This is a genomic window from Streptomyces sp. NBC_01363 (genome assembly GCF_026340595.1).
GTDB lineage: Bacteria > Actinomycetota > Actinomycetes > Streptomycetales > Streptomycetaceae > Streptomyces.
The window spans coordinates 1,077,136-1,100,037 of sequence record NZ_JAPEPF010000001.1 but is presented as its reverse complement, the minus strand read 5'-3'; the positions used below and the strand labels follow the sequence as shown (position 1 = coordinate 1,100,037).

Sequence of the window (22,902 nt, the reverse complement as noted above, 5' to 3'; positions counted from 1 at the left end):
CGAAGGTAAGGCTTGGCTAAGTCTAAGCACCGCCATTCCGGGCCCGAAGGCCGCACCGGGGACGGACACGCCGCCCACCCCCACGACAATGGATGCCATGCCCTCGCACCCCTTGACGGTCGGCTTCGACCTCGACATGACGCTCCTGGACACCCGACCCGGTATCAAGGCCGCCTACCTGGCGCTTTCCGCCGAAACGGGGACGCCGATCGACGCCGACCTGGTGGTGAGCAGGCTCGGCCCACCGGTCGACGAGGAACTGCGGAACTGGTTCCCGGCCGACGTGGTGGCCGCGACCGCCGACCGCTACCGCGAGATCTACCCCACACACGCCATCGCCCCCAGCCTCGCGCTGCCGGGCGCCCGGGAGTCGGTCGCGGCGATCCGTGAACGGGGCGGCCGGACGATAGTCGTCACCGCCAAGCACCAGCCGAGCGCGGAACTCCACATGAACCACCTCGGCATCGAGCCCGACGCCATCATCGGCGGCCTGTGGGCCGAGGCCAAGGGCCGCGCCCTACGCGAGCACGGCGCGCACATCTACGTGGGCGACCACACCGGCGACGTACGAGGCGCCCGCACGGCCGGCGCCCTGTCGGTCGCGGTCACCACGGGCCCCTGCGACGCGACGGAACTCCGGGCGGCGGGAGCGGACGTCGTCCTGTCGTCCCTGACGGAGTTCCCGGCGTGGCTGGAGGGGTACGCGGCGCGCTGAGGTCTGCGGGAGTGCCTACGCCTTGGCCGCGCACTCGGCCCAGAGCAGCTTCCCGCCCTGCCCCGGCAGTCCGCCCCGCATCGGGTACGCGCCCCAGGACTCCGCGTAGAGCGTGACGAGATGCAGCCCGCGCCCGCGCTCGGCCAGTTCCTCCGGCGTCGCGGCGCCCCATCGGAACGGGGCCGGGATGTGCGGATCGGTGTCCCAGACGCTGAGCCGGACGCGGCTGCGCCCGGCGTCGCGCAGGCGCAGGGAGTACGGCCCCGAGGAGTACAGGTAGGCGTTGGTGACCAGCTCGCTCGCCAACAGCTCCGCGACTTCGGTGAGTTCGGGCATGCCGTGCACGCGCAGGACGTTGCGGAGGGTGGCACGGGCGACGCCGGGGGCGCGGGGATCCTGCGGGAGTTGGAGGGTGTATGTCCAGGGCGGGGATACCGTGGAACCGACCATGGAAGTCTCCGTTCACGGGAGGAAGTTGGATCGCGGGTTTCCGGTTGCCCGGTGACGAGACCGCTCCGTCGAGCGGGGTACTTCCGGGCGGGTGGCCTGAGACCAAGCTAACGGCGCGGGACATGAAATATTTGCCAGATTGCCAATCGATTGAGATCTGCACTCGTGTGAGTGACGTTGGCAACGTGTTTCTGACCAGGGAGAGTTGACGCATGGCCTCCAGAAGCACCCCTGGCGTGCGGCGGCTGCGCCTCGGGACCGAGTTGCGCAGACTGCGGGACCGCGCTGGGCTCACGGCCACGGAGGGCGCGCGTCTGCTCGGTATCAGCCAGGCTCAGCTCAGCAACATCGAGGCGAGCCGCTTCGGCGTGAGTGCGGAACGGCTGCGCGCGATGGCTCGCAACTATCGCTGCTCGGACACCGCGTACGTCGCAGGTTTGCTCGATCTCGCGGGGGAACGTTCGTCGGGCTGGTGGGAGACATTCCGCGAGGTGCTGCCTACCCCGTTGCTGGACATTGCAGAACTGGAGCACCATGCGACCGCGCTGCGATCTGCCAACACGTCCCATATCCCGGGGCTTCTCCAGACCACGGACCACGCCCGCGAGATCTTCCGGCAGGTGGTGCCGGAGTTCTCCCGCTCGGACATCGAGCATCGTGTGAACCACCGGCTTCAGCGCCAGACCCTTCTCGACCGACCGAATCCGCCAGCGTTTCGGGCGGTCATACACGAAGCCGCCCTCCGCGTCCCGGTGGGCGGTCCCGTCGTCGCCAGGAACCAGCTTCGGCATCTGCTCGAACAGAGTGAGCGAGAGCACATCACGATCCAGGTGATCCCGTTCGCAATCGGCGCCTATCCCGGATCTGGCCAGACCATCTTGTACGTACACGGCTCAGTGCCCCGTCTCGACACGGTTTCGTTGGACCAGTCGCACGGCCCTGCCCTGGTGGATGCCGAGGCGGAACTGGAGGCCTACCGCCTCCTGCTGGCACGCGTGGAGGCCGTGGCGCTGGCGCCGGACGAGTCCCGGGACTTCATCCACAGTCTGATTGCCGACCAGTGAAGGAACTGGATATGAACGAGCACGCATGGCAGAGGTCCTCGTACTGCGGACAAGGCGAATCCTGCGTCCATGTCGCCCCGGGCGCCGACGGCGGCGTCAAGCTCACTGAAAGCGGCGACCCCACCGGAGCGATACTCCGCACCACACCGGGCGTGTGGGCCGTCTTCGTACGCACTCTCAAGGAGAGCCGAGCCCATGGCTGATGCCCCCACCGGCCTCCCCTGGGCCTGATCCGGATCCGAGGACACCCGAATCCGATCCGTCGCATCAGTCAGCAGTCGTGAGAGGAATACCCATGCGCACACACGACCACTGGCAGAAGTCATCCCACTGCGCCCAGGGCGACTCGTGCGTCCACGTCGCCACGGACGCCGGCGGAGGGGTCAGACTCACCGAGAGCAGCGACCCCACCGGAGCGATACTCCGCACCACACCGGGCGTGTGGGCCGCCCTCGTACGCACCCTCAAGGAGCGTCCCCACCGGGGCTGACACCTCTGCACCTGGCCGACCCGGCCCCTGGCGGGATTCAGCCCCTGCTGGTACCGGCGGTCACGTGGTCGTTGATCTGCCGCAGGCGTTGCCAGGCGGCGGGGTCGGTGCCGTCGCCGAGTGCGTAGTGCAGGGCGGGCCGGGCGGCAGGGCCGAGCCGGGTCGGTGCGAAGGGTGTGCGGTCCGCTTCGAGCTCGGCCACGGCGTCGGGGCCGAGGGTGAAGGAGAGCGGCACCGGGGGTGGCTCGTGGTGGGCCGGGGTGGTCAGATCCGCGCGTGCGGTGCGCAGTTGGCCGATCATCGTGGCGAGGTTGTGCCTGGCGGCCAGGGATTCGGCCAGTTCGGGCATGGCGGCCACCGGGGCGTGCTGATCGGCGCGGTAGCCGACGGCCAGCGTGATGTGCTCCTCGACGCCGAGGTGGGTGCGGGCGGTGCGCACGGTGGCGATCGCCGGGTGGTCGGGGGTGCCGATCGCGACGGCCCAGGTGGGCAGGGACTGCTGGGCGCGGGTGCGGGCCAGGTCGGTCAACTGCCGTGGTGACCATGGCACGCTGACGGGTTCGGCGGTTGCCCATCCGGCGGGCGGGGCTCCGGTGAGGGTGCGCCAGGCCTGTTCCAGGGCGCCGCCCAGGACGAGGTGCTCGTCGGCGGGGTGGACCGTACGGATGGAGAGCAGCAGTTGCCGTTCGTCTTCGGTGCCGGGTCGGGGCCGGAAGGCGTCCGCGACCTGGGGTCCGTCGGTGGCGGCGTGGGTGAATCGCCCGTCGTGCCAGCGCAGTACGGACCCGGAGAGGCCGTCGTAGTAACCGCACCCGGGGTCGCTCACGACCCAGCGGGAGGGCAGCCCGTCCAGCAGCGTGCGGGCGGGGAAGGTGAGCCGGGTGCTGGGCGGGGTGACGAGCTGGAGTTCGCGTCCGGTGCGGGCCGCGTTGCGCACCACGTCCGTCAGCCAGGTCGTGGCAGCGATCACGGGACGGCCCTGGATGACGACGGCGGCCTTCTCGGTGAGCAGGTCGACGCCCAGAGGTGTCGCTTCCGTGACGGCGTCGGCGAGATCGGCCACGACATCGGTGTGACCGGCCTCGCGCGGCCAGACGGTGCCCCCGTGCACGGCGACCAGCCGCCCGGCGACGGACCCGGCCAGCCGCGCGGCCCCCTCCACGGAACTGGTCGCCCGCGCCTCGGTCCACCACACGGGCGACTCCGCGCGCACGTCCGGCCCGAGCAACCTGGCTACCTCGCCCGGCACTTGGACGTACCGGGGTGCCTCGAGCGACACCAGCGCCTGCCCGGCAGCCGTGCACAGCTGAGCGACAGACCCGTCGCCCGCCCGGTTCACAAGCAGATCGGGACCGCCGGCGAGGAGCCCGGCCAACAGCGTCCTGGTGTCCGGCATCTGCGGGGTGAGGGCTATGACGTCCTGGGTCATCGACTGCTTTCTGGCAGAGAAATAGGGATGCGGGGCAGGCGTCAGTACCGACCCGACAACTCTTCCAAGGCGTCCAGGGAAGATGCCGCCTGGGGGGTGTCCTCAACGATCACGCCGATTCCGGGTCGGGCCGGGTGCTTGGCCAGCCAGTCCAATGCCGCGAGCGGGGCGAGCCCTTGTCCGTGGGCTTCTCGCAAGGCCAACAGCCAGGCCGCTCCCACATCGAATGCATCGTCTCCGGCTGCGGTTCGAGGGATATAACCGGCGGCGGCATCGCCGACGGAAGCCCAGAGGAATCCGAGCGTCCTTCCGTCCCGTTGAATGGTGAAGTACCGGACCGAGTGCTCGGTGATCTGTTCGTACTCGTCCTCGGATTGCGGAATGCGGGACTGCAGCAGGCTTGCCCGGTTGAGCCCTTCGAAGGTCCCCCAGGAATCGTCGTAGGCAGGACCTTCGTCCCGGAGGTCATTGAAGCCGGTCTCGCTCGGTGCTGCGTAGTGGTTCTCGTCTCCGGGTACGGGCGCAGTGCCGAGCAGTGCCGAGATGGCCTGGAGTGCGGCAGCGAGTCGGGGAGCGTTCGCCGCGTACACCTCGGGCTGTTCTCGGTTGCGTGTGTCCATTGTCAGCCAGGCGTCGGAGTACGTCTCCAGCGTCACAGCAAGCAGTCTGCCGCCCCAAACTTCCAGATGGATTGCGAACAGCTTCTCCGCGCGATACTTGAATCCCGGCTCCAGCCACAAGCCAGGGCATTCGACGCGGATGACGGTGATGAGGTCCCCATCAAACGCCTCGGCTTGCGCCACGGTCTGTGCGAGGGCCGATCGCGGAGCCAAGGGGGTCGTCCCTATGCGCAGGCCCCTTGCATCGAGGTGGATATCGCGCGGATCGTTCCGGTTCATGACCCGAACGTTGGCCTTCCCTCCGGGCAGAGCGAGCTCTCGTTCAGCCAGCTCGTTCCAGATCGCTGCCGCGATCTGTGCGGCACGGGTGGGCCGAATCTCACCACTGTCCGCAGTAAGTTCCCACGTCCAGTCGCCAATGGGCGTCGAGGTGATCACAACATGTCCTTGGGGTCGAGCTTGCTGCCGGGCGGGATCACGAGGGTTCCATCCTCCAGGCGTACGACGAATGCGATGCCTTCACCCTTCGGTCCACTCCCGCCGCGGTGGATGTCCATCAGGGCATCGTATGAGCCGTTTGATATCCAGTCCGCGCGAGTTCCTCGGCCACCGTCCACGAGCAGCACGTGGTGGTCCGCTTCGGCTCTCGCCAGCTGAAGCAGGTTATGGCCTCTGGTGATCTCGCTGACCTCATCCATGGGGTTGTTGAGGTGTTTCATCTGGTAGGCGTAGACGGCACCGGACTCGTCCTTGATGCGGACGTCCATGTCGGCACCGACCGGAACTTTCTGCTCGAAGTCGATGGCGTGCCCGGGCACGCCACTCCTGACCAAGTCGTCCGCAAAGATGATTTGGTCGGCACCGGGTTGGAACATTTGCTCCCTTTTTGCCCCCAGGGAGGATATGACGTGCCCGAACTTGTCACTTTGGTTGAATTGCCCAGAAGCAATGACGTTGGCGACCCGTTGGCCGTCGGGTTCCGAAGCGAGCCGGTCAAGCACCCTGTCAAGGACATTGGGCTTCGGCCGTTGCGGGCCAGGAATTCCCTTGATCGCGTCACGAACACGTTGCTCTGTCTCGCCCCCGCGAACCATGGGTTGTCCATCGCCGTCCGGTGATGGACCGTCGGGCGTCGCCGGAACATCCCCGTCGGACCCACCGTGGCCGCCAGAGCCGGGGGATGCGCCCGCTCCGTCCGGAACATCGTCATGAGGATGGCCGTCCGAGCCCCCGAGTTCCCCATCCTGGAGGCCATTGGGGTGCCGCCCTTCCGTAGCTTTCCCAGCATCGGTCTCACCGGATTGGCCGCTCTGCCTCTCACCCGCCGAATCAGCGCGATTACCGTTTTCGCCGCGTAGGTCATGGCTCGCTTGTGGCGACCTGTGGCCGCCTGCATGTGCAGAGTTCTCGCTTGTCCGCGCGCCCGCACCGACCGGCTCGCGGTCACCGTTCGGCCGGCCGGCGCCCCGTTCGGCGGCGGAGGGTTCGTGCCTGGCCGGGGTCAGGTCGGGTTTGCCGTCGGGGCCCAGGGGGACGAACTTGCCGTCCTTGTCGACCCGGAAACGGTCGCTCAGGTCGAAGGCTCCGTCGGGGAACTTGGTCTTCGGTATCTGGAGGTGGTCGCTGACATTGGCCAGAACCTGGGAGACCTTGGGCAGGCCCGAAAGCGCCTTGGCGGCCTTGAACGTGCCGGAGAGCGGGTCGAGGGCGTCGCCGATCTTCGCCATGGTGCCGGCGGCCTTCGCGATCGTGCCGCCCTTGCCGAGCTTCGCGGCAGCGGCGAAGGGGCCGGTGGCGAGGGTGAGGATGTTGAAGGAGACCACGGCGTGGGCGCGAGCGGGATCCTCGTTCGCCATGTCGTACGCGATGAACTGCTTGCCGAACTCCTTCGCGTACGCCTTGCTGTCGCGCTGCCAGTCGGACAGGTGCTCGTCCTGTCCGAACAGGTCCATGCCGTAGGCGTAGCCGCCGACGGCAATGCGTCGCAGGCCGTCCCAGGCCTGGTCGCGCGCCTCGCCCCCGTGAAAGCCGACGAGGGTGCCCAGGCCGTCGATGCCGCCCCAGATGCTGTCCTTGGCTATGCCGTCCCACGCCCAGCTCTTGGCCCCGTGCCCCCACCACTCCAGGCTCCAGCGCTCATAGGTACGTCCCTCGGGGCTGCCCCACGGCAGGTCTTTCATGTCCTTGAGCGCGCCGGCGTTCTGGCCGTACATGCCGAGCCCGTGGGTGCCGTCGTCCACGATCCACGCGGGGCGGCAGGCAGCGGGGCTGATTGCGTTGATCTTGTTGGCCGCGTTGCGTTCGGCCTCCTGGAAGGCCGCGCGCGCCGCATCCACACCGTCCATCAACGCCTGGTGCTTGTCGGTCTTCTTCTGGTCCTGGGTCCAGTCGTCATCGCCCCGGACGCTGTCGACGAAGCCGATCGCGTCCAGCTTCAACTGCTTGAGACGGTCGGCGTGCGGCTTGGCCTCGAAGATGAACGTATCCAGGGCATCGGCGAGCGACTCGATGTTCCCCGCGAATTCGTCGGCCGTGTCCATGACCGGCTGGGTCGAGGAGAACAGCCTCTCGGCCTCGGGCGCCTTGTAGTACGCGGCCGTCGCCTGGAAGCGGGAGTGGACGTCCTTCCCGCCGTTCCGGATGCCCGTGGCATGCGTACGCAGAGCGGACGCGGCCTTCTCCAACTGGCCGAAGTCACCGGTGTACTGAGGTATCCCGCCCGGTTCGATCACGTCGGCTACTCCCCGCCCCGGTGGCCGGGCTTCTGCCCGACCGCCCTGATCTCGGCGGGGGTCGGGGCCTTCGCTGCCTCGCGCTGGGCGCGGGCGGCCATGGCCAGATCGCCCTCGATGTACTCGGTGGTGGCCTTGACGGTGCCGTCCATCGACTTCTTCGTGCGGGCGGCCATGAACCTGATCCGCTGCTGGGTGTCCGCGATGAAGTTCGCCACCGCGGCGCCGACCGGTCCCGCCGGTGCTTCGCCGCAGTACGGTCCGCTGATCGTCCCCGCATGCAGCGCGGCGTCCTCCACGTTCTCGCCGTAGCCCCTGACGCCCTTGCTCAGATCCTCGGCGGCCAGTCCCACCAACGACAGAACGGACTCCACCCCGCTCGGCCTGATGTCCCACCCCGTCATGCCGTCCCCCTGCATCCCCCGGCCGATACGTCTCGTCACCTGCCTCCGGCAACACGCGTGCCGCCGCCGACAGGATCTTCATCTGTATCAAGGGGCTATTAGCACTGGCAACGCAATTCAAGCCAAACGTGTGTTGGATTGGACGCGCAGCGTGGTGTCGGGAGTGTTGTGGCGACCGCAGTCGGCTGTCGGGCGAGCAGCTCGATCCGTCTTTTCTGCCTCCTGCCGTCGACCCGCGAGACGATGATCGGACGGCTGGGCGGTACGGCCGGTGGTGTTTGCGCTAGGGAATGGCGGTGTGGGCGCCCCGGATGCCCTACTGCTTGGCCGCCCCCGCGCGCACCGAGCGGATCACGCCCGCCGCCGCGATCAGGAAGCCGACGCCCATCAGCATGCACAGCGACCAGGCGATCGACGGCAGCGGATGGGTGCCGAGGAAGAGGGGGGCCATGGTGGCCAGGGTGGACAGTGCGCCGATGAAGAAGACGATCGCGCCGATCCGGACCAGCCGGTCACCTGCGCCAGAAGGTGTAGTACTCACCCCGTAAGGGTAGTTCCCGGCAGCGGCGCACGACCCTGCGGTCAACCCTTCGGTCAACCTCGCGGTCAACCCCGCGGTGACCGGCGTGCGCGGCAGGCGCCGTTTCCGGACAGAGTCCGGATGACCAGGCTTGACGAGGGGTACCCCCCCTGGGGAGGCTGCTGCCAGCAGGGGAGCACCACCACTGGATAGCCTGACCTGCTGAGGATTTGTTCCGGCATACAGGTTGCACAGGTTGCATACGGGTTGAGATGGGGTGCGTGCTTTGCCGACTGGCAAGGTCAAGTGGTTCAACAGTGAGAAGGGCTTCGGCTTCCTCTCCCGCGACGACGGCGGCGACGTCTTCGTGCACTCCTCCGTGCTTCCCGACGGTGTCGATGCCCTCAAGCCGGGCCAGCGCGTCGAATTCGGGGTCGTCGCAGGTCAGCGTGGAGACCAGGCGCTCTCGGTGGCGATCCTGGACCCGACCCCGTCCGTCGCGGCCGCGCAGCGCCGCAAGCCGGACGAGCTCGCGTCCATCGTGCAGGACCTGACCACCCTGCTGGAGAACATCACGCCGATGCTGGAGCGAGGCCGGTACCCGGACAAGGCGGCCGGGAAGAAGATCGGCGGCCTGCTGCGCGCGGTCGCCGACCAGCTGGATGTCTGATCCCGCTCGATGTCCGATCTTGCTCGACGTCTGATTCCGCTCGACGTCTGATCCCGGGCGCGGCCCGGGACGAACGCGCGGTTCAGACGAACGACAGTGCGTCGGGGCCGAGGGGCGGTACCAGTCCCTCGGCCGCCGCGCGGGTCAGCAGTCCGCGGATCGCCGCGTAGCCGTCCTCGCCGAGGTCGGCCGTGAACTCGTTGACGTACAGCCCGATGTGCTGGTCCGCCACGGCCGGGTCCATCTCCTGGGCGTGCTCCAGCACGTACGGCCGGGACGTCTCCGGGTCGTCCCAGGCCATCCTTACCGAGGTGCGCACCGACTCGGCGAGCAGCTTCAGCGTGTCCGCGCCCAGCGACCGCTTGGCGATGATCGCGCCGAGCGGGATCGGCAGCCCGGTCGTCTCCTCCCAGTGCCGGCCCATGTCGGCGAGGTTGTGCAGCCCGTAGTTCTGGTACGTGAACCGGGCCTCGTGGATGACGAGACCGGCGTCCACCTTCCCGTCGCGCACGGCGGGCATGATCTCGTCGAACGGCATCACGACGATCTCGCCGACACCGCCCGGCACCACCTCGGCCGCCCAGAGGCGGAACAGCAGATAGGCGGTGGAACGCTCGCTCGGTACGGCGACGGTCCGGCCCGTCAGGTCCGTGTCCGCCCCGTCCCTCGTGAGGACGAGCGGGCCGCAGCCCCGGCCCAGCGCCCCGCCGCACGGCAGCAGCGCGTAATCGTCGAGCACCCACGGCAGCACCGCGTACGAGACCTTGAGGACGTCGAGCTCCCCGCGCTCGGCCATCCCATTGGTGATGTCGATGTCCGCGAAGGTGACGTCGAGGGCGGGCGCGCCGGGGACCCTTCCGTGCGCCCAGGCGTCGAAGACGAAGGTGTCGTTCGGGCACGGCGAGAAAGCGATCCGCAGCGGGTTCCGCAGCGGGTCAGGAGTCGTTTCGGTCATGGTGGGTCCAACCTTCCAGTACGGGTACGAGCTTCCCGAACGCCTCGGTGAGCGCGGCCAGCGCGTCGCCGATGCGCCAGGAGTCCCGGTCGCGCGGACCGACGGCGTTCGAGACCGCCCTGATCTCCAGGACGGGCACGCCGACGCGCTCGGCGGCCTCCGCGACCCCGAAGCCCTCCATGGCCTCGGCTCCGGCCTCCGGGTGCGCGGCGAGCAGGGCGGCGGCGCGTTCGGCGGTGCCGGTCACGGTGGAGACGGTGAGGATGTCGCCGGTGAGCGCGCCGGTGGCGGCGGCCACGTCCCGGAACAGAGACCGGGGCGGCAAGTGGTGGTCACGGCCGAAGCCCAGGCCGGTGACGGGTACGAAGCCCTCGGGGGTCCCGGCGCCCAGATCGGCGGCGACGATGCCGCTCGCGACGACGAGCGAACCGACCGGGGCGACGGGTGCGAACCCGCCGCCGATGCCGGCCGAGACGACGAGGTCGTACGGCCCGGAGGCGAGACCGAAGGCCGTCGCGGCGGCCGAGGCGGCCGGTCCGACGCCGCCCGCGAGGACGTCGAAGGGCCCCACGCGGTGGAGTTCGGCGCCCGGCACGTGATGCGCCCGCGCCTCGGAAACGTCCCCGAACGCACGCGTGACCGCGTCCCGTTCTGCTGGGACGGCGGTCACGACGAGCACACGCACGGGGGAAGCCTCCGAGGGCAGGAGGGGGTCAAGAGGGTGTCAGGAGGACTTCTTCAGCTCGAAGTGCCAGACGCCGGTCAGTTCCTTGCCCTTGGTCTCCACGATGCTGATCTGCGTCTTGTTCGTGGTCTCGCCGGTCTGGCTGGAGAAGAAGGCGCTGCCCGGGATGGACCGGTAGGTCTTCTTGTACGGCTCCTGCTCGGCCTGCTGGCCGTTGATGAACAGGGTCCAGCCGTTGTCCGCGATCTCGGGGTCGACGCCGAAGTGGACCTTGTCGTCCATCGCGACCTCGACGGACTTCTCCGCCTTCTTGTTGAGGCAGCTCTGGTACTCGGACTTCTTGAGCGGCTTGCCGTCGTTGTAGCAGGCCGCCTCGGAGCTCACCGAGTTGCCGCCGACCGTTACGGTCGCGAGCGGCGTCGGCTTGTCGCAGGCGGAGAGGACAAGGAGTCCCGCGGACACGGCACCAAGAGCGACGCCGATTCGGCGGCCCTTACCGGAGAAGAACGCAACGGTCATGGGCCGAAGGCTATCGGTCGCTCCGGCTCACGCCACGCGGGGGTGCGGCGAGCCGCGTCGCGCGGCGCCCAGCAGACCCCGTACGGACGTTGCGGCACCGAGGGCGAGGATGGCCGCGGCGACCGACATGCCCAGTACGCCGTTGAGGGGGAGGGCGATGCCGATGCCGCCACCGACCACCCAGGCCATCTGGAGCACGGTCTCGGACCGGGCGAACGCGGAGGTGCGCACCTCTTCCGGCACGTCGCGCTGGATCATCGCGTCCAGCGAGAGCTTCGACAGGGCCTGGGTGAAACCCGCGGTGGCGCTGAGCGCGGCGACCATGACCGTGCTGTAGAAGAGCGCGGCGAGCACGGCGATCCCCAGGGCCAGGGCCAGCACCGACGCGACGATCACCTCGGGGCCGCGGGCCCGGAGCCAGGAGCCGACCGCCGTGCCGAGCGCGTTGCCGACGCCGGCCGCGACGCCGACGATGCCGAGCGAGATGGCGGCGCTCTGCCCGGCGAGCGGGTACTCGCGCAGCAGGAACGCCAGGAAGAAGATCAGGAAGCCGGAGAGCGCGCGGTGCGCGGTGTTGGCCTGGAGCCCGTTCAGCACGGACGGGCCAACGGATCGCAGACCGGGCCGCTTCTCGCCGTTCCGCTCCCGGCCCCTCGCCCTGCCCTTCCGGGGCCCCTTCGTCCCGACGGGGGCCGCCGTGCCGTGCGGCGGCACCAGCTGGGCCTTCCGCTCGCCCTTCGAGGAGTCGACCTTGGGCGGCAGCGTGAAGGCGAGAACGGTCCCGCCGATGAAGATCGCGCACGCGCCGTACAGCGGCCAGCCGGGCCCGACGGTCTGCAGCCCCGCCCCGATCGGGGCGGCGACACCGGTCGCCAGCAGCCCGGCCAGGGTGACCCGGGAATTCGCCTTCACCAGGGAGAAACGGGGTGGCAGCAGACGCGGCACCACCGCGCTGCGCACGACCCCGTACGCCTTCGAGCAGACCAGGACGCCCAGCGCGGCCGGATACAGCTCCAGACCGCCGGTGGCGACCGCGCCCGACATGGTGAGCGCGAGCACCGCGCGGGCCAGCATCGCACCGGCCATCGCGGCGCGCCGGCCGTGCGGCAGCCGGTCCAGGAGCGGGCCGATCACGGGGGCGAGGAGGGTGAAGGGCGCCATGGTGACGGCGAGGTAGAGGGCGACCCGGCCGCGGGCCTCGTCCGTCGGCACGGAGAAGAACACCGTCGAGGCGAGCGCGATCGTGATCATCACGTCACCCGCGCCGTTCACGGCATGCAGTTCGATCAGTTTGCCGAGCCCGGACTCCCCGGCGCCATGGGCGTGCGTCACCTTCCGGATGCCCCTGGCGGTGCCGGTGAACGGCAGGTGGAGGGCATGTCCGACCGCCCGGCCCGTCCTGCGGAGCGGGCCGGGTCCCTCGTGCGACCTGGCGGAAGTCACCTCGTCATAGTGCCCCAGTCCCGGTGGTGGCGAACTTGCATCGGCACGGGGCACGGTGCACTCCGCCCTGTCGGGCCAGTGATCCGCCCCGGCCGGGCGGGGCGGGCCCGGCCGGGAGCCGTGGCCGTTCGTGGGCGGCCGAGGGCCGGTCTCCGCAACGGATCCGTAGGGGATTCGCAGGGGATTCGCAACGGATCCGCAGGGGATCCGCAGGGGATTCGCCGGGGACACGACACCGGATACGGCCTTGTTTGGCACGGGCAGGTGGGCGGGGGGCGGCGGAGAGGGTAGCGTGCGTAGCGCGCCACCGGCGGTTGTTCTCGGCCGCGCGCCTCTCGGCGATCCCGCAGAATGGGTTGCAGAAGGTGTGCCCGAGGCAGGCAGCAACGGGTGTGGACGTCGACGCGGCCCTCAGGTCCGCTCCGCCCGCATCCGTCATGGCCGAAACCGATGGATGTGCTGGCGCGCTCGTGAGACTGGCGTAGGAGAGAAGCGAGACCTGTGAGTGCTGCGACGACGCGAAGCCGTACGGCCCGTATCCCTGTCCCCGACCGTCTGTGCGCCGAGGCGGTAGACCTTGCGCGCGCGGCGGCCGAGGAGGCAGCCGCGCCGGGGGCCGTCGGTGAACATGTGGCCGTGGTCTCCGAGGGGGACCGGGTCGTCACGCACTTCTTCGAGTGCAAGGAGCCCGGCTACCGGGGCTGGCGCTGGGCGGTGACCGTCGCTCGGGCCTCCCGCGCGAAGTACGTCACCCTCGACGAGACGGTGCTGCTGCCCGGCAGCGACGCGGTGCTCGCCCCGGAGTGGGTGCCGTGGAGCGAGCGGCTGCGCCCCGGCGACATGGGGCCCGGCGATCTGCTGCCCACCGAGGCGGACGACATCCGCCTGGAGGCCGGCTACACCGGCGAGGACGAGCCGCCGCCGAACTCCGCGGTCTCCGAGGTGTCCCAGGAGATGGCCGACCTCGTCGACGTGGAGGACGCGGAGCTGACGACGCGCCCCGCGACGACGAGCCGGGGCTCGATCGCGGCGGTCGCGGACGAGCTCGGCATGCGGCGGGCGCGGGTGCTGTCCCGGTACGGGCTGCATGCGGCGGCCGACCGGTGGGACGAGGCGTTCGGCGCGAAGACGCCGATGGCCCAGGCGGCGCCGGCCTCGTGCGCCAGCTGTGCCTTCCTGGTGCCGCTGGCGGGTTCGCTCAGGCAGGCGTTCGGGGTGTGCGCGAACGAGTTCGGTCCGGCGGACGGGCGGGTCGTGTCGCTGGCGTACGGGTGCGGTGGGCATTCGGAGGCGGCGGTGATGCCGAAGCCGCCGAAGCCGGCGCCGCACGCGCTGGACACGATGCAGGTGGACGAGTATCCGTTGCGGCCGGCCCGGGACTCCGGCTCGGTCCCGGCGGAGCCGGACGCGCCGACGGAGGACCTCGGCCACTCGTAGGCGGTGGCCGGGGGCGTGGCTTCCCGCGGGCTGCGGGCTGCGGGCTGCTCCGGCGAACCGGTTCCGTCCTCAATCGCCGGACGGGCTCGATTTTGCCGCCTGCCTGGGGACTTTCCCGCCTGTTCAGGGATTTCCCGCGCGTTCGGGCATTTTCCGCTCGTTCGGGGCTCCTCCCGCCCCCCCCTGGAGACTTTCCGCGCGTTCGGGTATTTCCTGCTCGCCCGGCGATCCCAGCCCGTCGGACGATTGAGGATCGAGGACGGAACCCTTGCCGTGGTGGGCGGCGCGACGGACTCCGGCCCAGGGGCGGAGCCAAGGGCTTGAACCGGCCGATGCGCTGTTCCGCGGCCCCCGTCCGGCGCGAGGACCCGGTACCTTCGGGCGCACACTTGGCGGCATGGGCAGCGCGTAACCGGAAAGAGTGGAGTCAGAGCGTGAGCATGAATGCGACCGAGGGGGCCGATCCGTTCGGGACCGCACGGCTGCGGCGCGGTGTGCTCGACGCCTGGGGCGCCGGCCCGGCCAGGTTCCGCGAGGACGCCAATGCCGAGGAGGACCTCGCACTCGGCGGCTATCGCGACCGCCTCGTCGTCGAGCTGGCCCAGAACGCCGCCGACGCCGCCGCCCGCGCACAGGTCCCCGGCCGGCTCCGGCTCACCCTGCGCCCGGCGACCCCGGACACCCCCGCGGTCCTCGCCGCCGCCAACACCGGCGCGCCCCTCGACGCCACCGGCGTGGAGTCGCTCTCCACCCTGCGCGCCTCCGCCAAGCGCGAGGGGCACGAAGGAGCCGTCGGCAGGTTCGGCGTCGGGTTCGCCGCCGTGCTCGCGGTGAGCGACGAGCCCGCCGTCGTCGGCCGGCACGGCGGCATCCGCTGGTCCCTCGCCGAGGCCCGCGACCTCGCCGCACGGGCGGCCGTCGCCAGCCCCGGCCTCGGCGACGAACTGCGCCGCCGCGACGGCCACGTACCCCTGCTCCGGCTCCCGCTGCCCGCCGAGGGCACCGCACCCGACGGGTACGACACCGTCGTCGTCCTCCCGCTGCGCGACGGCGGCGCCGAGGACCTCGTGCTCCGGCTGCTCGACGCGGTCGACGACGCCCTGCTGCTCACCCTGCGCGGCCTCGACGAGATCGTGATCGAGACCCCGGACTCCGTACGGACGCTGAGCCGCTCCGAGCACGGCCCGTACATCCACGTCGAGGACTCCGCGCACGGCACGAACCGCTGGCGCACCGTCACCCACCACGGCCCGGTCGAGCCGGCCCTGCTCGCCGACCGTCCACGCGAGGAACGGCTGCGCCCGCACTGGTCGGTCACCTGGGCGGTCCCGGTGGACGCGGAGGGCGCCCCGGTGCGCCCCCGCACCCTCCCGGTCGTCCACGCGCCGACGCCCACCGACGAACCCCTCGGCATCCCCGCGCTGCTCATCGCCTCGCTGCCGCTCGACACCGCCCGCCGCCACTTCGCGCCGGGACCGCTCACCGACTTCCTGGTGCAGCGGGCCGCCGACGCGTACGCCGAACTGCTCGCCGGCTGGCAGCCGGTGTCCGTCGACACCATCGACCTCGTACCGGGGCCGCTCGGCAAGGGCGAACTGGACGGTGCGCTGCGCGGCGCGATCCTGGAGCGGCTGCCGCGCATCGCGTTCCTGGCGCCCGCCGCCCCGCGCGACACCACCGCCGAGGCGGTCCGGTGGGACAGCTGGGACGCGCAGGCGGACGGCCTCATCGAGGCGGCCACCACGGCGCTGCGGCCCATCGAGGCCGAAGTGCTGGAAGGTGTCGGCGCCGAGACGGTACGGGTGCTCGCCGAGGTCCTGCCGTGTCTGCTGCCCGCCGGACTGGAACGCCGCAGCGAGCTGCGCACGCTCCAGGTCGCCCGTGTCCCGCTGACCGAGGCGATCGACCGGCTCGCCGGGCTGGAACGCGACCCCGGCTGGTGGCGGCGGCTGTACGACAGCCTGTCCGGCATCGACCCGGACCGCCTCTCCGGGCTGCCCGTACCGCTGGCCGGGACCCCGGAGACCACGGACCCCGGGACCCCCGCCGTGCCCCGCACCACCATCGGGCCCCGCCAGGTCCTCCTCCCGCTCCCCGATGCGCTCGCCGGACCCGTGCTGGAACGCCTCGCCCGGCTCGGGCTGAAGGTCGCCCACCCGGACGCCGCCCACCCGCTGCTGGAGAAGCTGGGCGCCCTGCCCGCCACCCCGCGCGCCGTGCTGACGACCCCGCAGGTGCGGGCCGCCGTCGCAGGATCGCTGGACGCGGGCGAGATCTGGGACGAGGACGCGCTGGACGGCGACGAGCTCGCCGAGACCGTCCTCACCCTCGTCAGGGACGCCGAACTGGCACCCGGCGACGAGCCCTGGCTCGGCGCGCTCGCCCTCCCCGACGAGGACGGTGAACCGGCCCCCGCCGGTGAACTCGTGCTGCCCGCGAGCCCGTTCGCCGCCATCATGCGGGAGGGCGAACTGGCGCTCTGCGACCAGGAGCTGGCCGACCGCTGGGGCGAGCAGCCGCTCACCGCCTGCGGCGTGCTGGCCACCTTCGCCCTCGTACGGGCCACCGACGTGGTGCTGGACCCGGACGAACTGGAGCCGCGCGAGGGCGACTTCGCCGAGCCCGACGACGCCGGTCTGCTGGACGCGGTGGATGTGTGGTGCGAGGACATCCTCGACCAGCTGCCCGACACCCCCGTGCCGCCGGTCGCCACCGAGATCGTCGCCGTCCGCGATCTGGACCTGGTCGACGACGACGCCTGGCCGCAGGCGCTCGCCATGCTCGCCCGGCCGCCGCTGCGCGACGCGCTGACCCAGCCGGTGCGGGTGCTGCTGCCGGACGGCACCACGCAGTCGGTGCGCCCCTACACGGCCTGGTGGCTGCGCGACCACCCGGTGCTCGACGGCCGCCGTCCCGCCGGGCTGCGGGCCGCGGGCGGCGACCCCCGGCTGGCCGGGCTGTACGACTCCGCCGACGCGACCGGCTTCGACGACGCGCAGGTGCTGCGCGCCCTCGGCGTACGGACGTCCGTGGCCGCCCTGCTGGACGAGCCGGGCGGCGCCGCCGAGCTCCTCGGTCGTCTCGCGGACGAGGACCGCCCGGTCGGCCCCGTGCAACTGCACTCCCTGTACACGGCCCTGGCCGATCTCGACCCGGAACAGGTCACGCTGCCGGACGAACTGCGGGCCGTGGTCGACGGCGAGGTGCGGGTCGTCGACGCGGCGGACGCCGTGATCGCGGACGCCCCCGATCTGCTGCCGCTCACCGACGGGCTCCCGCTGCTCCCGGTCGCCCCGACGCGCGCGGCCGAGCTGGCCGAGCTGTTCCAGGTGCGCCGGCTCGGTGAGAGCGTCGAGGCGGAGGTGTCGACGGAGGGCGAGGAGCATCGCGTACCGGACGCGGTACGGGCCCTGCTCGGCGCCGGGACTCCGGACGCGTACGTCGAACACGGCGAACTGCGCGCGGGCGGCGTCGAACTGGACTGGCGCCGGGCCCCCGACGGCACGGTCCACGCCGCCACGCTGGAGGGCGTCGCGGCGGGCCTGGCCTGGGCGGCGGGGCAGTGGCCGCGCCGCTTCGAGGTCGCGGCGCTGCTGGAGGATCCGTCCCGTACGGAGGAGCTGGCCCGGGACCGCTGGTTCGACTGACGGGCCCCGGCCGATGCGCATCGGGGCCGGGCATATGGAATGTCCGCAAGAAATCCCCAATCACCGCACAACCCTTCACGTTTGAGGATGGTCTCGTCTGTGAAGCCATCAGGCTTCGCAGACGATCTTGGGCCTGCGGGCGGTCATGTTCCGCGGGCCCCTTCTCCAACTTGGGGAATGAACATGCGCATTCGTGCCACCGTGGCCGCCGTCAGCGGCGCCCTGGCTCTTTCCGCCCTCGTCGTACCGTCGGCCGCCCAGGCCGACGACGCGCACGCCGCGATCGGCTCCGTCGCCGATGCCGCGCGTGCGGCCCAGTCCGATTCCGCCGTGCAGTCCGGCACGAAGTCCGGCGCACGCTCCCTCGCGGTCGCGAACACCGTGGGCCAGCTCAACCTCACCTTCTCCAAGTTCACGGTCAACGGCGGCAAGCCGATCGCCGTGGGCACCGCCGCCACGAAGATCGTGCCGACCACGTTCACCGTGACGCACGGCGCCGACGTGAACATCTTCGCCTCGAACTTCGAGCTGGGCGTCGGCCTCTACCGCGGTTCGTTCGACACCCCGGCGAACGAGCTGTACGGCGATGTCGCCCCCACCTGTAAGAAGGTTTCCTCCACGGTCGCCACCTGCACGGGCCGGATCGCCGTCTCGCCCGTCTACGACCTGATCGGCAACTCCGACGCCACCACGTGGAAGGGGGTGGGCTTCGCTGTCGACTACAACGGCCAGAACCCGAACAACCCCGACCCCTCCAAGATCGGGTTCGCGCTCCAGGACAGCCTGGGCAGCACCAGGGTCCAGCGCTTCTCGAAGCTGACCGTCGACGCCGCTCCGGAGCCCGTCAAGAAGGGCAAGACCATCACGGTCACCGGGAAGCTGTCGCGGGCCAACTTCGACGACCTGAAGTACCACGGCTACGCCACGCAGTCCGTGAAGCTCCAGTTCCGCAAGAAGACCAGCTCCACGTACACCACGCTCAAGACCATCAAGACGAGCAGCACCGGCACCCTGAAGACCACGGCCACGGCCTCGGTCGACGGTTACTGGCGCTACAGCTTCGCGGGTACGGCCAGCACGCCGGCCGTCACCACCGCCGGCGACTTCGTCGACGTGAAGTAGTCCCACCAGGTCCCGTCAGGCCACATCGGCCGCATCCGTGGCCATCTGTGATCACCCGTGAACAGCGGGATCCCTCCGCGAGGGGTCCCGCTGTTCACGCATCCGTCCGTGCATCCCCACCCGGCCCCCAAGGCCTTTCTCCACGGAGAAACCCATGCGCATACGTGCCACTGTCGCCGCAGCCTCCGGCGCCCTGGTCCTGTCCGCCCTCGCCGTTCCGGCGGCGCACGCGGCAACGGCCGATCCCGTCATCTCCAAGGTCACCGTCAACGGTGGCAAGGACGTCGTCCTGGGGACGACGGCGCCGAAGACCGTCACCGTCTCGGTCACCGCCTCGCACGCCTCCGGCATCGAATCCGGCTGGCTGCTCCTGTGGCACGGGAAGGACCTGGACGAGGGCCTGGACGGCGTGCTGACGCCGAACGAGGACGATGCGACCTGCAAGGCCGCCAGTGCCACCACCAGCACCTGCTCGCTCACCATCACGATCGACCCGAGGGCCGACCTCACGAAGAACGTGCAGGCGGGCTCCTGGCACATCCTCACGGGTGCGGAGGCCAAGGACGGCTCCAGCACGTACTACGACTCCTATGCCACGGCGAGGATCCAGCGGCTGTCCAAGCTGACCGTCAACGCCTCGCCGGAGCCGGTGAAGAAGGGCAGGACGATCACGGTCGCCGGGAAGCTGTCGCGGGCCAACTGGGAGGACCACGCGTACCACGGCTACACCGGCCAGCCCGTGAAGCTCCAGTTCCGCAAGAAGAACAGCTCCACGTACACCACGGTCAAGACGATCAGGACGAACAGCACCGGCACCCTGAAGACCACGGTCAAGGCCTCGGTCGACGGCTACTGGCGCTACAGCTTCGCGGGTACGTCCACCACCCCGGCCATCACCACCGCGGGCGACTTCGTCGACGTGAAGTAGCGGCGGCGCGGGGGACGGAGCCCTACACCGGGAAGCGTCGGCCGACCAGCCGCCAGGCGTACTCCAGGCCGGCCGACGCCACCACCGCGATGCCCACCGCGGTCCACGGCATCGTCGCTCCCACCAGCTTCAGCGCGAAGAATTCCTGCAGCCACGGCACCACCAGCACGACCAGGAACGCCAGCCCCATCGCCAGCACCAGGCCGATCCGCCACCAGGTGTACGGGCGGGCGATGATCGCCAGCACCCACATCGAGACCAGGAACAGCGTGAGCGTGGCCGCGCTGGTCTCCGCTTCGAGGGCGCCCGTACCGGAGTAGTGGTGCCGGGCGATCAGATACGTCACGAAGGTGGCGACGGCCGCGATGACGCCCGACGGGATCGCGTACCGCATGACCCGGCGCACGAAGTGCGGATGCGCCCGCTCCTTGTTGGGGGCCAGGGCCAGGAAGAACGCCGGGACGCCGATCGTCAGCGTCGACAGCAAGGTCAGATGGCGCGGCAGGAACGGGTAGTCGACCTGGAAGCAGACCACCAGGACCGCCAGCAGCACCGAGTAGACGGTCTTGGTCAGGAACAGGGTGGCGACCCGGGTGATGTTGCCGATCACCCGGCGGCCCTCGGCGACGACGGACGGCAGCGTCGCGAAGCTGTTGTTCAGCAGCACGATCTGGGCGACGGCCCGGGTCGCCTCGGAGCCCGAACCCATGGAGACGCCGATGTCGGCGTCCTTCAGCGCCAGCACGTCGTTGACGCCGTCGCCGGTCATGGCGACGGTGTGGCCGCGGGACTGGAGGGCGGCGACCATGTCCCGCTTCTGCTGCGGGGTGACCCGGCCGAAGACCGCGTTCTCCTCCATGGCCGTGGCCATGTCGTCCGGATCGGTGGGCATTCGGCGCGCGTCCAGGGTGTGCTCGGCGCCCGGCAGACCCAGCTTCCCCGCGACCGCGCCGACGGAGACCGCGTTGTCGCCGGAGATGACCTTGGTGGCGACCCGCTGGTCGGCGAAGTACGCCAGGGTCTCCCCGGCGTCGGGCCGCAACCGCTGCTCCAGGACGACCAGCGCGCTCGGTACGGCCCCGGCCGCGATCTCCGGCCCGTCGAGCGCACCCTGTGCGCGGGCCAGCAGCAGCACCCGCAGGCCCTGCTCGTTGAGCTGCTCGATCTCGGCGAGCGCCGGGTCCTGCTCGGGCAGCAGCACATCGGGGGCGCCGAGCAGCCAGGACGACTCCCGGCCGCCGCCCTCGTCGAACGCGGCGCCGCTGTACTTGCGGGCCGAGGAGAACGGCAGTGTCTGGGTGCACCGCCACTCCTCGCCGTCCGGGCAGGCGTCGACGATGGCCTGGAGGCTGGCGTTGGGCCGCGGGTCGGACGAGCCGAGGGCGCCCAGCACGCTGCGTATGTACGTGTCGTCCGCACCGCCCAGCGTCCGCACCTCGGTGACGTCCATGCCGCCCTCGGTGAGGGTGCCGGTCTTGTCCAGGCAGACGACGTCGACCCGGGCCAGGCCCTCGATGGCGGGGAGCTCCTGCACCAGGCACTGCTTGCGGCCGAGCCGTACGACCCCGATCGCGAAGGCGACCGAGGTGAGCAGCACCAGGCCCTCGGGGATCATCGGGACGATGCCGCCGACGGTCCGGGCGATCGATCCCTTGAGGTTGTTGTCGTTGACGACGAGCTGGCTGATGATCAGGCCGATCGCGGTCGGCACCATCATCCAGGTGACGTACTTGAGGATCGTGGAGATGCCGGTGCGCAGCTCGGACTGGACGAGGGTGAAGCGGGACGCCTCCTCGGCGAGCTGGGCGGCGTAGGCCTCGCGGCCGACCTTGGTGGCGGTGAAGGCGCCGCCGCCCGCGACGACGAAGCTGCCGGACATCACCGGGTCGCCGGGGCGCTTCAGCACCGGGTCGGCCTCGCCGGTGAGCAGCGACTCGTCGATCTCCAGGCTGTCGGCCTCGGCGACCGTGCCGTCCACGACGGCCTTGTCGCCGGGGCCCAGCTCGACGAGATCGCCGAGGACGATCTCGGAGGTGGAGATCTCGGCCGAGACCCCGTCCCGCCGCACCGTGGGTTTCGCCTCGCCGATGACCGCGAGGCTGTCCAGGGTCTTCTTGGCCCGCCACTCCTGGACGATGCCGATGCCGGTGTTGGCGATGATCACGAAGCCGAAGAGGCTGTCCTGGATCGGCGCGACGAACAGCATGATCAGCCAGAGCACGCCGATGATCAGGTTGAACCGGGTGAAGACGTTCGCGCGGACGATCTCACGGACGGAGCGGGACGAGCGCACGGGTACGTCGTTGACCTCGCCGCGGGCGATCCGCTCGGCCACCTCGGCCGCGGTCAGCCCGCGTGGGTCCACCGCCGGGGCGGGCAGCTTCACCGGGTGGACCGGGTCGAGCTCGGCCCCGGCGTCGATCATGGCCGAACCGTGGTGACCGGTGGAGCCGGTTGTTTCGGGAGTCTGCTCGCCGAAGGGATGGGATGCCCGCTGCGTCATGGTTTCGACGGTACGGGGGGATGGTCCGGTTCACCCACTGAGGGGTCCGAAGATCAGACCGGGGGAGGAGGGGAATGGTCCTGCGGTGGTACGAGGACCCGGCGCCGCACCGTCAGGCGGTGGCGCCCGGCGCGCCCTCGGCGCCCGTCCCGGTGCCGGACGATCCGTCGGCCTCGGCGGCCGCCCGCTTGATCGCGGCGTCCCGTCCCCGTACGTACCAGATGCCGATCAGGCCGAGCCCCGCACCGGCCAGGCAGGTCCACACCCACCACAGGTGCCCGTGGTCGTCGAACCAGCCGTAGAACGGGAGCTGGACCAGGAAGAGGACGAACCAGAGGATCGTGCCGCCGGTGATGGTGGCGACGACGGGCCCCTCCAGGGGCTCGGGTGCCTCGTGCTTCGGTGTCCACTTCGCCATGGCCTCAGTGTATGGGCCCCCATGTGCGAAGCCCTCTCGGACCAGGCGACCCAAGGGTCTACGCGCGGAGATAGCGATCTTCGCCCTATGTATTCATACTGAATCTGCTTACGGCTGACTCGAATTATTCGTGTAAAAGTCCAAAGCTGAC

Annotated in this window: 21 protein-coding genes; 9 read left to right on the top strand and 12 right to left on the bottom strand. The window is 70.5% G+C overall.

From position 1 onward, the window contains the following. Nucleotides 1-88: 88 nt before the first annotated feature. Nucleotides 89-715, top strand: a complete 627-nt coding sequence (locus tag OG611_RS05160) for an HAD family hydrolase (protein ID WP_266415978.1) — start codon at nt 89-91, stop codon at nt 713-715. 15 nt (nt 716-730) lie between these two features. Here the strand turns inward: OG611_RS05160 and OG611_RS05155 are convergent, their stop codons facing one another. Then, nucleotides 731-1,165, bottom strand: coding sequence for an ATP-binding protein (locus OG611_RS05155; RefSeq protein WP_266415975.1), 435 nt, complete (start codon nt 1,163-1,165; stop codon nt 731-733). Nucleotides 1,166-1,377: 212 nt separating this feature from the next. Between OG611_RS05155 and OG611_RS05150 the strand changes: the two genes are divergently transcribed. The 3 genes from OG611_RS05150 (at nt 1,378) to OG611_RS05140 (ending at nt 2,719) form a co-directional block, all read left to right on the top strand. Beyond that, on the top strand, nt 1,378-2,229 hold the full coding sequence (locus OG611_RS05150; protein ID WP_266415972.1) for a helix-turn-helix transcriptional regulator: 852 nt from the start codon (nt 1,378-1,380) through the stop codon (nt 2,227-2,229). An 11-nt stretch (nt 2,230-2,240) separates the two neighbouring features. After that, a complete protein-coding gene (locus OG611_RS05145) occupies nt 2,241-2,432 on the top strand; it encodes a DUF397 domain-containing protein (RefSeq protein ID WP_266415970.1) in 192 nt (63 codons plus the stop codon). A 92-nt stretch (nt 2,433-2,524) separates the two neighbouring features. Further along, nucleotides 2,525-2,719: a DUF397 domain-containing protein gene (locus OG611_RS05140; protein ID WP_266415968.1), complete on the top strand. Its 195-nt coding sequence runs from the start codon at nt 2,525-2,527 to the stop codon at nt 2,717-2,719. Nucleotides 2,720-2,756: 37 nt separating this feature from the next. Here the strand turns inward: OG611_RS05140 and OG611_RS05135 are convergent, their stop codons facing one another. From OG611_RS05135 to OG611_RS05115, 5 genes are all read right to left on the bottom strand, one after another. After that, nucleotides 2,757-4,148, bottom strand: a complete 1,392-nt coding sequence (locus tag OG611_RS05135) for a DUF6177 family protein (protein WP_266415966.1) — start codon at nt 4,146-4,148, stop codon at nt 2,757-2,759. Nucleotides 4,149-4,189: 41 nt separating this feature from the next. Continuing rightward, nucleotides 4,190-5,206 carry a hypothetical protein gene (locus OG611_RS05130; RefSeq protein WP_266415964.1) on the bottom strand — a complete coding sequence of 339 codons (1,017 nt, stop codon included), beginning with the start codon at nt 5,204-5,206 and terminating at the stop codon, nt 4,190-4,192. After that, nucleotides 5,203-7,500, bottom strand: coding sequence for a hypothetical protein (locus tag OG611_RS05125; protein WP_266415962.1), 2,298 nt, complete (start codon nt 7,498-7,500; stop codon nt 5,203-5,205). The genes OG611_RS05130 and OG611_RS05125 overlap by 4 nt, the downstream gene beginning before the upstream one ends. Before the next feature lie 5 nt (nt 7,501-7,505). After that, entirely contained in the window at nt 7,506-7,904 is a 399-nt protein-coding gene (locus OG611_RS05120; RefSeq protein ID WP_266415960.1) for a DUF6507 family protein, read from the bottom strand. Nucleotides 7,905-8,220: 316 nt separating this feature from the next. After that, the gene (locus tag OG611_RS05115; protein WP_266415958.1) at nt 8,221-8,445 is read right to left on the bottom strand and encodes a hypothetical protein; all 225 of its coding nucleotides are present in this window, start codon (nt 8,443-8,445) and stop codon (nt 8,221-8,223) included. Nucleotides 8,446-8,710: 265 nt separating this feature from the next. On the opposite strand from OG611_RS05115, the gene OG611_RS40600 reads away from it, so the two are divergent. Then, the gene (locus OG611_RS40600; RefSeq protein ID WP_072485776.1) at nt 8,711-9,094 is read left to right on the top strand and encodes a cold-shock protein; all 384 of its coding nucleotides are present in this window, start codon (nt 8,711-8,713) and stop codon (nt 9,092-9,094) included. Between the two features lie 82 nt (nt 9,095-9,176). Here OG611_RS40600 and OG611_RS05105 read toward each other — a convergent pair whose 3' ends face one another. The 4 genes from OG611_RS05105 to OG611_RS05090 are packed head-to-tail and all read right to left on the bottom strand — an operon-like array spanning nt 9,177 to nt 12,696. Next, the gene (locus OG611_RS05105; RefSeq protein ID WP_266415956.1) at nt 9,177-10,049 is read right to left on the bottom strand and encodes a 1,4-dihydroxy-6-naphthoate synthase; all 873 of its coding nucleotides are present in this window, start codon (nt 10,047-10,049) and stop codon (nt 9,177-9,179) included. Beyond that, nucleotides 10,030-10,734 carry a futalosine hydrolase gene (locus tag OG611_RS05100; protein ID WP_266415954.1) on the bottom strand — a complete coding sequence of 235 codons (705 nt, stop codon included), beginning with the start codon at nt 10,732-10,734 and terminating at the stop codon, nt 10,030-10,032. The genes OG611_RS05105 and OG611_RS05100 overlap by 20 nt, the downstream gene beginning before the upstream one ends. A gap of 39 nt (nt 10,735-10,773) precedes the next feature. Next, nucleotides 10,774-11,253, bottom strand: a complete 480-nt coding sequence (locus tag OG611_RS05095) for a DUF2771 domain-containing protein (protein ID WP_266415952.1) — start codon at nt 11,251-11,253, stop codon at nt 10,774-10,776. Between the two features lie 27 nt (nt 11,254-11,280). Continuing rightward, a complete protein-coding gene (locus OG611_RS05090) occupies nt 11,281-12,696 on the bottom strand; it encodes an MFS transporter (RefSeq protein WP_266415950.1) in 1,416 nt (471 codons plus the stop codon). 501 nt (nt 12,697-13,197) lie between these two features. Here OG611_RS05090 and OG611_RS05085 point away from each other — a divergent pair. The 4 genes from OG611_RS05085 (at nt 13,198) to OG611_RS05070 (ending at nt 19,830) form a co-directional block, all read left to right on the top strand. Further along, entirely contained in the window at nt 13,198-14,133 is a 936-nt protein-coding gene (locus OG611_RS05085; RefSeq protein WP_266415948.1) for a DUF3027 domain-containing protein, read from the top strand. Between the two features lie 440 nt (nt 14,134-14,573). Continuing rightward, nucleotides 14,574-17,780, top strand: coding sequence for a sacsin N-terminal ATP-binding-like domain-containing protein (locus tag OG611_RS05080; RefSeq protein WP_266425547.1), 3,207 nt, complete (start codon nt 14,574-14,576; stop codon nt 17,778-17,780). 183 nt (nt 17,781-17,963) lie between these two features. Then, the gene (locus OG611_RS05075; RefSeq protein ID WP_266415946.1) at nt 17,964-18,902 is read left to right on the top strand and encodes a hypothetical protein; all 939 of its coding nucleotides are present in this window, start codon (nt 17,964-17,966) and stop codon (nt 18,900-18,902) included. Between the two features lie 154 nt (nt 18,903-19,056). Next, nucleotides 19,057-19,830, top strand: coding sequence for a DUF5707 domain-containing protein (locus tag OG611_RS05070; protein ID WP_266415944.1), 774 nt, complete (start codon nt 19,057-19,059; stop codon nt 19,828-19,830). 22 nt (nt 19,831-19,852) lie between these two features. Here OG611_RS05070 and OG611_RS05065 read toward each other — a convergent pair whose 3' ends face one another. After that, the gene (locus OG611_RS05065) at nt 19,853-22,333 is read right to left on the bottom strand and encodes an HAD-IC family P-type ATPase (RefSeq protein ID WP_266415943.1); all 2,481 of its coding nucleotides are present in this window, start codon (nt 22,331-22,333) and stop codon (nt 19,853-19,855) included. A 112-nt stretch (nt 22,334-22,445) separates the two neighbouring features. Further along, nucleotides 22,446-22,751 carry a DUF2530 domain-containing protein gene (locus OG611_RS05060; protein WP_266415941.1) on the bottom strand — a complete coding sequence of 102 codons (306 nt, stop codon included), beginning with the start codon at nt 22,749-22,751 and terminating at the stop codon, nt 22,446-22,448. Nucleotides 22,752-22,902 lie beyond the last annotated feature (151 nt).